Below are 13,347 nucleotides of genomic sequence, written 5' to 3' on the forward strand. Positions count from 1 at the left end.
GGTTTCTATCTTCATAAAATTATTTTAAAGTAGACTTACATTTTTTCCATTTTAAAACTCATACTTTCGATCACTTTTAAAATCGCTTCAACCGTATCCATCGAAGTTAAACAAGGAACACCATTTTCAACCGACGTTCTTCGGATTTGGAAACCATCTCTTTCGGATTGTTTTCCTTTAGTCATCGTGTTTACAATGTATTGAACTTTTCCGGTTTGAATTAAATCGATTAGATTGATTTCTGGATTTTCTTCTATTTTATAACCGATTTTGGTGCGAACTCCGTGTTCTGTAAAATAATTGGCGGTTCCTTCAGTTGCCCAAATTTTAAAGCCGATTTCCTGAAATCTTCTGGCTAATTCACAAGCTTCTTCTTTGTGTTTATCGGCAACAGTAAAAAGAATTGCGCCATGTAAAGGCATTTTTCTTCCGGCTCCGATTAAACCTTTGTATAAGGCTTTTTCCAGCGTCGTGTCTTTGCCCATTACTTCTCCAGTTGATTTCATTTCCGGTCCGAGGGAAATATCAACTCTCGTTAATTTTGAAAAGGAGAAAACCGGAACTTTTACGTAAACTCCGTCTTTCACTGGAGCCAAACCGTTTTTGTAACCGAGATCTTTTAATTTTTGTCCGAGGATTACTTTTGTGGCTAAATTCGCCATTGGAATTTCTGTAATTTTTGATAAGAAAGGAACCGTTCTACTCGATCTTGGATTTACTTCAATTACGTAAACGCCGCCTTGATAAAGAACGTATTGAATATTCATTAATCCAATCACATTCAAGCCTTTCGCTAATCTTTCGGTGTAATCAACTAAAGTGGCAATTTGTTCATCATTAATATTTTGTGGCGGATAAACTGCAATCGAATCTCCGGAGTGAACTCCTGCTCTTTCGATATGTTCCATAATTCCTGGAATCACGACTGTTTCTCCATCACAGATTGCATCAATTTCAACTTCTTTTCCAGTTAAATAACGGTCAATCAATATCGGATGTTCCGAATTTTCTTTAACCGCATTCGTCATGTAATGAGAGAGTTCATACTCATCATAAACGATTTCCATGGCTCTTCCTCCTAAAACATAACTCGGACGAACCAAAACCGGGAATCCAATTTCATTCGCAATTACCAAAGCCTCTTCTTTTGTAAAACAGGTTTTTCCCAAAGGTTGTGGAATTCCCATTTCCTGAAGCGCGGCTTCAAATTTATTTCTATTTTCTGCGCGGTCTAAATCTTCGAGAGATGTTCCCAAGATCTTAACGCCGTGTGCGGCTAATTTATCTGCTAAATTAATGGCGGTTTGTCCACCAAACTGTACTACTACTCCTTTTGGTTTCTCCAAATCGATGATGTTCATCACATCTTCTTCGGTCAAAGGTTCGAAATATAATTTATCGGAAATCGAAAAATCTGTAGAAACTGTTTCCGGATTATTATTAATGATAATCGCTTCGTAACCCATCTCTTTAATCGCCCAAACTGAATGAACTGTCGCGTAATCGAATTCTACTCCTTGCCCAATCCGAATCGGACCAGAACCTAAAACGATGATTTTTTCTTTATCAGAAGGTACACTTTCGTTTTCCTCTTCGTACGTTCCGTAGAAATATGGCGTCTCACTTTCGAATTCTGCAGCGCAAGTATCAACCATTTTATAAACCGGCATCACTCCATTATTTTTCCGGTATTCAAAAATTTCTTTTTGAGTAGAATTCCATAATGTTGCGATACTTAGATCTGAAAATCCTAATTTCTTGGCTTCTAATAAAGTTTCTTTGTCAAATTTATTTTCAGCAATTACTTTTTCAAAGTCGATGAGTTTTTTAATTTTCCAGATGAAGAATTTATCAATCTTGCTCCACTCAACTATTTTTTCCCAGTCGTAACCTCTTCTCAAAGCATCACCAATAATGAACAAACGCTCATCGTCACAAACTCTGATTCTTCTTTCGATTTCCTCGCCAGTTAAAGCTGCAGCGTCTTTTGATTTTAAACCGATATGTCTCAAACCAGTTTCCAAAGAACGGATTGCTTTTTGCAAAGATTCTTCGAAATTTCGACCAATTGCCATTACTTCTCCAGTTGCTTTCATTTGTGTTGAAAGTCTTCTATCAGCGGTTTCAAATTTATCAAAAGGGAAACGCGGGAATTTAGTTACCACATAATCCAAAGCCGGTTCGAAACATGCGTACGTTTTTCCAGTTACGGGATTCATGATTTCATCTAAAGTCAAACCAACCGCGATTTTAGCCGCAATTTTAGCAATAGGATAACCTGTTGCTTTACTCGCCAAAGCCGATGAACGCGAAACTCTTGGATTCACTTCGATGATATAATAATCGTAAGAATTTGGATCCAAAGCCAACTGAACATTACAACCACCTTCAATTCCTAAAGCGCGAATGATTTTTAATGAAGAGTTTCTCAACATTTGATATTCACGGTCAGAAAGCGTTTGCGAAGGCGCAACTACAATCGAATCTCCAGTGTGAATTCCCACAGGATCGATGTTTTCCATATTACAAACCACAATCGCATTGTCGTTTTTGTCGCGCATTACTTCGTACTCGATTTCCTTAAAACCCGCGATCGATTTTTCAATCAAACACTGACGAACGGGACTGTATTTTAAACCGAAACTTGTAATTTCTTTCAATTCGTCATCACTGTGAGCAATTCCACCTCCAGTTCCACCCATCGTAAACGCTGGACGAACAATCACGGGATAACCGATGTTGTGAGCAAATTCTAAAGCCGATTGAACGTTATTTACAATATCAGAATCTGGAACGGGTTCGTTTAATTCCCGCATTAAATTCCGGAATAAATCACGGTCTTCGGCTTGATTGATGGCGGAAAGTTTAGTTCCTAAAACTTCTACTTTACATTCTTCCAGAATTCCAGAATTTTCTAATTCTACGGCCATATTTAAACCAGTTTGTCCACCCAAAGTTGGCAAAAGCGCATCTGGTCTTTCTTTACGAATAATATGACTTACGAATTCCAGTGATATTGGTTCAATGTAAACTTTATCTGCAATTTCCACATCAGTCATGATGGTTGCAGGATTTGAATTGATGAGGATTACTTTGTAGCCTTCTTCTCTTAAAGACAAGCAAGCCTGCGTTCCTGCGTAATCAAATTCTGCGGCTTGTCCGATGATGATTGGTCCGGAACCAATAACGAGAATTGTTTTTATATCGTTTCTTTTCATTATTTTACTTTGATTTAAAAGTGAAGATTAGATACTTTTAAATTATTTTTTAGGTTTATTTTCTAACATTTTTTTCGCAGATAAATCACTAACCACTTTTTTACCGGTTTTAGATTCTAATTCCAGCCTTGCTACTTTTGCAACATTTCCACCTTGTTGGGCAACAGTTTTATTTTCATCAAAAGTTTCCGGATTTACTGCTTGCGAAATATCTTTCGTAGATGCTTCTGCCAACATATTTAAAATCAATTCGGTATTGGTCATATTATCCCGAAGATTTTCCTTTTTCAATCCTTTGAACTTTTTATAATCTTTGGTATTCTTATCACTCCAACCTTTAGTGATGATATCAGTCAATGTGGCAAATTGTTGACCTTCTTTCAAACCAAGTCTTTTCCATTCATCCGTCAATTCCTTCCGAACTTCGATGCTTTTTAAGCGTTGATTAATCCAGTTTTCAGAATATCCTAAATTCAAATAATCCTGCATTGCTTTATTAATGCTTAATTCCGGATCCTGCATTTCATCAAGTCGGTCTGAACCCACCTGCGCCAACCAAAGTTTGAAAGGCTCTGCTTTTTTTGAGAGTATGGATTGAATTATTCTTAAAAGTCCTTTGGTATCTGAGGCTTGAATTTTTCGTTTTTTCCCATCTGCAGCCTGCATTTCAACCAGGGTACAAATTGTACCCCAGTTCATTTTCAAAGATTCATCTCTAGAAAGTAAGCGTTTAATATATTGTTTAACATCGCTACTTTCAGTCAAAATCCCCACCACATCTTGTACTGAAAAATACCATTTCTCCTCAACTTCGTTCCAAACTGAACGAACTTGTTTTTGTTCAAAAAGTTGAATATTGGTATTTTCCATCTTGTGAGATTTAGATTCTTAAACTGTTACATTTTTAAATTCTTCCATCATTTCAATAAACTCGTCGAACAAATAATTCGCGTCTTCCGGTCCTGGACTTGCTTCTGGGTGATATTGTACAGAAAAGCAAGGATGAATTTTATGTTTCAAACCTTCATTAGTTCTGTCATTTAAGGCAATGTGTGTTTCTTCTAAATCAGTATTATTTAAAGATTTCTGATCCACAGCGTAACCGTGATTTTGAGAGGTAATCGCAACTTTATTTTTCTTCAGATCTAAAACCGGATGATTTCCACCACGATGTCCGAATTTCAGTTTAAAAGTTTTTGCACCACTTGCCAAAGCGATTAACTGATGGCCTAAACAGATTCCAAAAATTGGAACTTTACCTAAAAGTTTTTGAATCATTTCGATGGCACCTTTTACATCTTCCGGATCTCCAGGACCGTTGGAAAGCATCACTCCATCAGGATTGATCAACAGAATTTCTTCTGCCGTTGTATCTTGAGAAACTACGATAACGTCGCAATCTCTCTGAGCGAGTTCGCGCAAAATTCCGAGTTTTGAACCGTAATCCACTAAGACTACTTTCAAACCTCTTCCCGGATTTGCGTACGATGTTTTGGTAGAAACCTGCGCAACCTGATCAGTTGCTAAAACAGAGGCTTTTAAATTTTCGATCACTAAATTTTCATCAGCATTTTCATTTACAATCTTTCCTTTTACAACGCCGGAATTTCGAAGAACTCTTGTTAGTCTTCTGGTGTCGATTCCAGAGATTCCCGAGAGATTTCTCTTTTGGAAAAATTCATCCAGATCCATTTGAGTCCTAAAATTGGAAGGAAAATCACATACTTCTTTTACGATTAAACCTTTGATTGCAGGTTCTATACTTTCGTAATCGTCGCGGTTTATTCCGTAATTTCCGATGAGCGGATAGGTCATACAAACGATTTGCCCGCAGTAGGAAGGATCGGATATCAATTCCTGATAACCTGTCATTCCGGTATTGAAAACGACTTCGCCTTCAATATCCTGCTCGGCTCCGAAACCTTTTCCATGGAAAACTTCGCCAGATTCTAAAATTAATTTCTTTTTCATTTTTATTTTTTATTAGACACAAGATTCAAGATGTGAGATGCAAGACTTTAAATTCTGAAGCTTTCTAATTCAACCTTTCGCAATCCTGGTTCTTGATTCTTGGTTCTTGATTCTTGATTCTCTAACTAAATTCGAATCCTTTTGCTTCCAGGGCAGTTTTCAAAATGGCCATTCTTGCAAAAACGCCGTTTTCCATTTGTTTGAAAATTCTCGAGCGTTTGCATTCTACCAATTCATCAGCAATCTCAACTCCTCTGTTAATCGGTGCTGGATGCATAATGATGGCTTCTTTTTTCATTGCTTTTTCGCGTTCGGTGGTTAGACCAAACTGACGGTGGTATTTATCAGATGAAAGTTTTAATTTTTCCTCGCTATCATGTCTTTCATGTTGAATTCTCAATAACATTAAAACATCAACTTCTTTTACCAAATCATCAATGGAAAGGTAAGTTCCATTGATAATTGTTCCTTCATCAAACCATTGTTCGGGTCCGGAGAAATAAACTTTCGCTCCTATTTTTCTTAAAACTTCTGCATTTGAATTTGCTACACGGCTGTGTTTTACATCGCCAACAATTCCAACTTTCAACCCTTTAAATTTTCCGAATTCCTGCTGAATGGTCATTAAATCTAAAATATTTTGAGAAGGATGATTTCCGGTTCCATCGCCACCATTAATGACAGCAATATCAATGTCTTTGAATTCATCATAGAATTTTTCTTTTTTGTGACGGATCACACAAAGATCGATTCCAAGACTTTTCAATGTTTTCACCGTGTCATAAAGCGATTCTCCTTTATTAACGGAACTTGCGGAGATATCAAAAGGAACGACCTTTAAACCTAACTTTCTTTCGGCAACATCAAAACTTGTTTTTGTTCTGGTGCTGTCTTCAAAAAAAAGATTGGAAACATAGATTTCACTTTTGGCTTTCAACACTTTACCTTTGGAAAACTCATTGGCTTCCTGAAGCAATTTGTTAATTTTTTCTACGGATAAATCGGCGGTTCTGAGCATAATTTTAGTTTTTAAATCAAAAAAAAAACGAAGCCAAAATGACTTCGTTGTATTAATAAATATCGTGAATATCGGCATTGCTGCCTTTGTGTAAATCGTCTAATGGAAATCTTCTTTTCATTAGGTGCAAAGATATCATTTTATTTCAAAGGTTACAATATAAAAGTCAAACTATAATTAATAATTTCACAACATTGCTAATTTAATATATCTTTGCTAAAAAGATATAGTTATGTCCAATTCCTGTCCAAAATGTAATCAGAAGAACATCGTCAAGAGCGGTATTATTAACGAGCGTCAACGGTTTTTATGCAAAGACTGCAACTACTATTTCACCGTTAAGAAACTGGGGAAACAGATTGATGATTATGTTGTGACGAAAGCGCTTCAACTTTATTTGGAAGGTTTAAGTTATCGTGAAATTGAACGAATCATCGGTGTTTCACACAACACCGTAAGTTCCTGGATCAAGAAATACAACATCACCCGTCCACCACATTCTGATTTTCATCCGGTGTATAAAGTTTTTAAACAAAATGAACTTTTAGATTATATGTCAAAGGAAGAAAACTTAAAAGGCTCGGGCTTGGTTATCACGGAGTTTGGTGACAAGTACATGATGATTAAATGGGAACGGTTTAAAAAATAAAATGCTTCATATTTTTCTCTATTTTATAAAAAAATTTCAATAACTATATTCATTACACTGATATATATTAAATTTCTTCAATCAAATTTTTAGTTTCAATTTCGTTTCAACAAAAAAACAAACTAAAAATTATTAATCTATGAAGAAATCAACTGTGTTGTTAGGAATCGTTTCTTCTCTATTTTTTTCAAACTTACTTTTAGCGCAAGAAACTCCCTCTAATGAAGATCTTCTAAAAAGAATCGAAGCATTGGAAGCAGAAAAAGCCAAGCCAAAAGAATGGGACGCTTCCTTCTATGGCTGGGTTCGAACGGAATATAATTTCGACAGCAGACAATCTGCGTACTCCCGAGAAATGCATCTCAACCTTTATCCATTTGATGAAAAATTAGATGCGAACGGAAAAGATATCAATGCTACAGGAGGAAGCAACTTTTTAGCAATCACTTCCAGAGTAGGAATTCGATTTAAAGGTCCGGATGTTTGGGGTGCAAAAGCAAGCGGAAATATTGAAGCCGATTTCTTCGGTAATACAGAATTGAATAAATCTTCAGCCGGAAGTGGAAGTACCGGATTAATGAGACTTCGTCACGCCACCGCCACTCTAGCCTGGCCAAAAACCGCAGTTACTTTCGGACAAACGTGGTATCCTTCGTTTGTTGCCGATGTTTTCCCCGGAGTTGCTAACTTCAATACAGGGATTTTGTTTAATCCATTTGGTTGGGCAGGTCAAATTAAAGTGGCTCAAAAATTGACTCCGGAATTAACTTTAAGTCTTGTGGCTTATAAAGACCGTGAGTTCCAAACTGCAAATGCAACTGGTGCTTCTGTTAACAGTGCGACTTTTAATTCTTCTATTCCCACGTTTCACGGACAACTACAATACAAAACAAAAACAGTTACAACGGGATTTGGTGCAGAATATCAATCCTTGAAACCGGTTATTGAATCGGCAGGTTTAGTTTCGAATGAGAAAGTAAATTCTGAAATGTTCTTCGGTTACTTTAAATATGCCAACGATAAAATTATTACCAAACTTTACGGAATCACGGGTGGAAACCTTCATCATTTAGTAATGCTTGGCGGTTTCGCAGGATACACAGAACCCAACGGACAGGAATCTTACAAACCAACTAAAACGTCAGCGTTCTGGGTTGATGTTGCGAGTGCAAATTCAAAAGTGGCTCCGGGAGTTTTCTTTGGATACACAAAAAATTCGGGTGTTGATGCAGGTTTTAAAAACCTTTACGTTCGTGGCGCTTCAGGAGCAAGAGTTCTGGACGATGTGTGGCGTGCATCTGCAAGAGTTGATTTCAAACAAAATAAATTCAACATTTCTCCGGAAATTGAATACACCGCCGCAACATGGGGCGATTTAAATGCCCAAGGAAAAGCCCAAAATAACATGAAAGATGTGGGCAATCTGCGAGCAATGGTGAGAGTGATGTATTCTTTTTAATTAAAGGAAAAACCAATTTTCCAAAATTGTCCTAAACCAAATTTCACAAAATAAAAAACAAATAAATTATGGCCAAAAAGTTTAAAACGCAGGAAGCGCATGATGCTTATGTTGCGGAGAGAAAGAAAAACAAAACCATTTGGGGCGTCATCATGGCTTCCTCACTTGGGACACTGATTGAGTGGTACGACTTCTACATTTTCGGAAGTTTAGCCGTGGTTTTAGCCACTAAATTTTTCCCGGCAGATAATCCAACTGCGGCCTTCTTGTCTACTTTGGCAACGTTTGCGGCCGGATTTGTGGTAAGACCTTTTGGGGCTTTATTCTTCGGGAGACTTGGAGATATCATCGGTAGAAAATATACGTTCCTGGTAACGCTTCTCATCATGGGATTCTCAACTTTCCTAATCGGATGTGTACCAGAATATGAAACAATTGGTTATGCTGCACCGGTTTTGGTTTTAATCTTAAGACTTTTACAAGGTTTAGCATTAGGTGGAGAATATGGAGGTGCCGCAACTTATGTCGCCGAATATTCGCAACCGAACCGAAGAGGATACTGGACTTCCTGGATTCAAACAACGGCAACTTCAGGTCTATTTATTTCACTGATCGTGATTTTGGTAACTAAAACCTCACTTTCACCGGAAGAGTTTGACAGTTGGGGTTGGAGAATTCCATTCTGGATTTCAATTTTAATGGTTGGTGTTTCTTACATCATCCGTCGTAATATGGCTGAATCACCATTATTTGCCAAAGCGAAAAAAGAAGGAAAAACTTCTAAAAATCCTTTGAAAGAAAGTTTCGGAAATAAATTCAATTTCAAATTTGTATTGCTTGCTTTATTTGGAGCCGTAATGGGACAGGGAGTTATCTGGTACACCGGTCAATTCTACTCCATGAGTTTTATGCAGAAAGTAATGAATATTGAATCTGCACAAGTTGATACGATGATGGCTTTAGCACTTTTTGTGGCCACTCCATTGTTTGTACTTTTCGGTTGGCTGTCTGATAAAATTGGTCGTAAACCTATTATGATGATCGGAATGTTATTGGCGATTATCGCTTACCGACCAATCTATAAAACAATGTATAACTCTGTTCAAATAGAAAGTAAAGTCGTGGCTAAAAACGGATTAACTGAAAAGAGAACGGTAAAAGTTCATGCAAAGATCCCAACAGACAGTTTGATCACTTTCCATAAAGAAACTGTATTTACAGATGGAACTTTCATGAAAAGAGACAGTATCGTACATTGGGCAGCAGCCGGACCAAGCATGGTTAATGGTAAACCTGAAGAACCGCTTATCAAAGAAGCAATTACGGTAAATCCGGATACTAGATGGTTGTTGATTTTACTGGTATTTATTCAAGTAGTTTTTGTGACCATGGTTTACGGACCTATCGCCGCCTTCCTGGTAGAAATGTTCCCACTAAAAATTCGGTACACTTCAATGTCATTACCTTACCACATTGGTAATGGAGTGTTTGGAGGATTGCTTCCTGCAGTTGCAACTTATCTTGTCGTCTCCGGAAAAAGCGCCGGACATTCCGAATGGTATCTCGAAGGATTATGGTATCCGATTGTTGTTGCCGGAGTCTGTCTAGTCATTGGAACCCTTTATTTAAAAACAAAAAATAAAAGTTTAGAGGAAGATGAATTGGTAGAAGAACCAGAGGTTGAACATCCCGTAGTTTAAAACGCATCATCTTTCAAATTTCATTAACTTTAAAAAACAAAAAAAATGGATCAAGTAAAAAAAATATTAGGAATTGTTTGGATACTTCTGGCATTGGTAGTCGCGTACTACGGTTTAACAGTTTTCGGCATCCCTAAAGTTATGTCGGAGAAGCAGGAAGACAATGTTTTCGGCTGGATCATCCTCACCGTATTGATGCCGATTATCGTTGGCGGTCTGGGCATCTTCGGTTGGTATTCTTTTACGGGGGAATACTCAGATGCTAAATCATAGTACAGTTTAAAATTAGGAAACTAACGGGAAATTCGTTTCCCGTTGTTTTCTTTTAATGATCAAAATGAAATCGGCAATTACACATTTCTAAAAATCAGAATGTCGCTTAAACGATTCCATATGACTTTTAAATTGAATAGAAACTTCATATGAAAAAGAGACATCAACAAAAACTGATTATTTTAAGTATTGCATTGTTTATTTTATTCAATGCGCCGATTTTGCTTTTGTTCAACAGTTCACAGAAATTTCTAGGCTTACCGCTCATTTACGCTTACATATTTTTTGTTTGGGCAGCCTCTTCCCTCAGTTCCTTCATCATTTTTAAAAAGTACAATGAATAGTTATTTGCTTTTCGTATTGGTCATCATCTATCTTGGACTTCTGTTCTTCGTTGCGTATTTCGCAGAGAAGAAAAGAAGCAGCTTTTGGGTGAACAATCCTTACGTTTATGCTCTGTCATTGGCTGTTTATTGTTCAGCTTGGACGTATTACGGAAGCATCGGTGTGGCAGCAAATCAAGGTTTAGAATATATGGCGATCTACATTGGACCCATTATTATTATTCCAGCCTGGATTTATATCAATTCAAAAATCATCAGAATTTCCCGGGTTAATAAAATCAGTAGTATCGCAGATTTCATCTCATTGAGATATGGAAACAGCCGTTCTTTAAGTGCTTTAATTGCTTTGGTTTGTATGTTTGCAATTATTCCTTACGTCGGTTTACAAATTAAAGCGATCTCGGAAACCTTTCATTTGATTACCGAAACAGATCAAACTACAAATATATTTTTCGATTCGGCAACTTATGTTGTTTTAATAATCGCCTTATTCTCCTCTTATTACGGAACAAAATATGTAGATGCTTCGGAAAAAAGACTAGGGATTATTTCTGCCGTTGCAGTAGAGAGTTTCTTAAAATTAATATTCTTTATCATTCTCGGAATATTCGTGGTTTATGGGGTTTTTAATGGTTTTGAAGATATTTACAACCAAGCCGAAAAATTACCGGACTTCGCAGCCAAAAATACCTTTAACGGTTTAGAAGGCGGATTCAACTGGTTCCTAATGTCGATGCTTTCGATGTCCGCGATTTTTCTTTTACCAAGACAATTTCACACGGCGATTATTGAAAATAGAAAAGAGAAGCACATCAAAACTGCAATTTGGTTGTTCCCTTTATACCTTTTAATTTTCAACTTCTTTGTGTTCCCAATCGCCTGGGGCGGAAAGATTTTATTTTTTGGTGAAGATGTAAATCCCGAACTCTACTCTATTCTCATTCCACAGAAATTTGGAAATACGATCATTTCAACAATGGTTTTCTTTGGTGGATTAAGCGCCTGTATTTCAATGATTATTATTTCGAGCATTTCCTTATCGATTATGCTTTCGAATAATATCATTATTCCTTACGGTTGGTTGGATCGGTTTAAATTTGGGTCGGAAACAAACAATACCAAAAACATTGTTAACATTAGAAAAATCAGTATTTTCTTATTGATTTTGGTTAGTTTTATTTTTTATAAATATTTTATATTAGGTAAAAGTTTATTCAGTATTGGTTTGGTTTCTTTTGTATTAATCGCACAATTAGCACCTTCTTTTTTCGGCGCGATATTTTGGCGACGCGGAACTTATTTAGGATCGATGTCTGGAATTATTGTGGGAGTTCTAATTTGTTATTTAGGTTTGGTACTGCCAAGTTTTTCTGAAAATTATCAGCAAAGTACTTTCTTCAATCACGGGTTTTTCAGTTTTTTTAATATTCCTTATTTATCGCCAATTCCACAGATTTTCTTTTGGAGTCTTTTAGTTAATGGACTTTTATTTACCATCATTTCGGCAAATACTATTTCAGATTATCGCGAAAGAAACTACGCTGAAATTTATGTAGACATCAATGATTACATTCAAAATCATGAAAACGCTTACATCTGGAAAGGAACGGCACACGTTTCAGATATTCAAAAGATTTTAGTAAAGTTCCTCGGGGAGAAAAAGACAGAACAAGCCCTGAAAATTTTTAATTTAAAATATAAAATTACCGATGATAGTGACACCGCAGATTCCCGTTTCATCAAGTTTTCTGAAAACCTTTTAAGCGGACGAATCGGAACGGCATCAGCCAAAATTTTAATTGAAGGCGTAACGAAAGAAGATAAAATTTCTCTTCCGGAAGTTTTAAAAATCTTGGAAGAATCAAAGGAAAATATTTCTATTAACAAACAGTTGAGTGAGCAGTCTTCACAGTTATTAAAACTCTCTGATGATCTTCAAAACGCAAATAAAAATCTCATTGTAAAAGACAAACAAAAAGATGAATTCTTGGATAGCGTTGCACATGAACTTCGTACGCCGCTGACTGCAATTCGCGCTACCAGTGAAATCCTTTTGGATGATGAAGAAATGCCGGCAGAAATAAAGAAAGATTTCCTGGAAAACATTATTTCAGAATCCGATCGATTAAGTGAAATTATTAATGATATTCTTTATCTGGACAAACTGGAAACGGGAACTATTCCTTTAAATATTCAGTCCTTTAATATCATTGAAACTTTCCGTAAATCAGTGAAACCTCTGCTTCATCTTTTTGAACAGAGAAGTCTCCATCATTCGGAAGTCAATCTTTTAGAAAATGAAATTTTTGAATATGACGAACCCAGAATGATTCAGGTTTTTCAAAATATTTTAGGAAACGCTTTGAAATTCACCAATGAACAAGGAATGATTCAAACAAAATTTCAGAAACAGGAAAACCAGTTAAAGATTTCCATCTTCAATACCGGAAAAATAATTCCGACCGAAGATCTGGCCTTCATCTTTGAAAAATTCTATCAGTCGAAAAATCAAAATCTTCAAAAACCAACCGGAAGTGGATTAGGTTTGGCGATTTGTAAAAAAATTATGATCGCACATGGTGGCGACATCGAAGTCAAAAACAAAGAAATTGGAGTAACGTTTGAAATTTTCTTACCAATTAAAGAACATAACCATGAACTCGAAGAGTTCAACAACAATAGCCGTATGTGAAACGTACGGAAAAAATAATCAAA

Annotated in this window: 10 protein-coding genes; 6 read left to right on the plus strand and 4 right to left on the minus strand. The window is 36.5% G+C overall.

The genetic code is table 11. The annotated features are described in order from the left end of the window. Positions 1–35: 35 nt before the first annotated feature. From carB to LC814_RS04130, 4 genes are all read right to left on the minus strand, one after another. Positions 36–3,218, minus strand: a complete 3,183-nt coding sequence (gene carB, locus LC814_RS04115; RefSeq protein WP_311135718.1) for a carbamoyl-phosphate synthase large subunit — start codon at positions 3,216–3,218, stop codon at positions 36–38. Between the two features lie 42 nt (positions 3,219–3,260). After that, positions 3,261–4,088: a BRO family protein gene (locus LC814_RS04120; protein WP_226065092.1), complete on the minus strand. Its 828-nt coding sequence runs from the start codon at positions 4,086–4,088 to the stop codon at positions 3,261–3,263. A gap of 18 nt (positions 4,089–4,106) precedes the next feature. Beyond that, positions 4,107–5,189 (minus strand): carbamoyl phosphate synthase small subunit, encoded by a 1,083-nt coding sequence (locus tag LC814_RS04125; RefSeq protein ID WP_226065093.1) that lies wholly within the window; start codon positions 5,187–5,189, stop codon positions 4,107–4,109. Positions 5,190–5,310: 121 nt separating this feature from the next. Then, a complete protein-coding gene (locus LC814_RS04130; RefSeq protein WP_226065094.1) occupies positions 5,311–6,207 on the minus strand; it encodes an aspartate carbamoyltransferase catalytic subunit in 897 nt (298 codons plus the stop codon). Positions 6,208–6,439: 232 nt separating this feature from the next. On the opposite strand from LC814_RS04130, the gene LC814_RS04135 reads away from it, so the two are divergent. The 6 genes from LC814_RS04135 (at position 6,440) to LC814_RS04160 (ending at position 13,324) form a co-directional block, all read left to right on the plus strand. Further along, a complete protein-coding gene (locus LC814_RS04135; RefSeq protein WP_226065095.1) occupies positions 6,440–6,856 on the plus strand; it encodes an IS1/IS1595 family N-terminal zinc-binding domain-containing protein in 417 nt (138 codons plus the stop codon). Positions 6,857–6,995: 139 nt separating this feature from the next. After that, entirely contained in the window at positions 6,996–8,315 is a 1,320-nt protein-coding gene (locus LC814_RS04140) for a hypothetical protein (protein WP_226065096.1), read from the plus strand. Between the two features lie 152 nt (positions 8,316–8,467). Next, on the plus strand, positions 8,468–10,015 hold the full coding sequence (locus LC814_RS04145) for an MFS transporter (protein WP_375373404.1): 1,548 nt from the start codon (positions 8,468–8,470) through the stop codon (positions 10,013–10,015). A gap of 45 nt (positions 10,016–10,060) precedes the next feature. Further along, positions 10,061–10,288, plus strand: coding sequence for a DUF6814 family protein (locus LC814_RS04150; RefSeq protein ID WP_226065098.1), 228 nt, complete (start codon positions 10,061–10,063; stop codon positions 10,286–10,288). 149 nt (positions 10,289–10,437) lie between these two features. Beyond that, positions 10,438–10,632 carry a hypothetical protein gene (locus tag LC814_RS04155; RefSeq protein ID WP_226065099.1) on the plus strand — a complete coding sequence of 65 codons (195 nt, stop codon included), beginning with the start codon at positions 10,438–10,440 and terminating at the stop codon, positions 10,630–10,632. After that, a complete protein-coding gene (locus tag LC814_RS04160; RefSeq protein WP_226065100.1) occupies positions 10,625–13,324 on the plus strand; it encodes an ATP-binding protein in 2,700 nt (899 codons plus the stop codon). Before LC814_RS04155 ends, LC814_RS04160 begins: the two co-directional genes overlap by 8 nt. Positions 13,325–13,347: the final 23 nt, after the last annotated feature.

Origin of the sequence: Kaistella polysaccharea, from assembly GCF_020410745.1 — a bacterium.
In the GTDB taxonomy this organism is placed as follows: Bacteria; Bacteroidota; Bacteroidia; order Flavobacteriales; family Weeksellaceae; genus Kaistella; species Kaistella polysaccharea.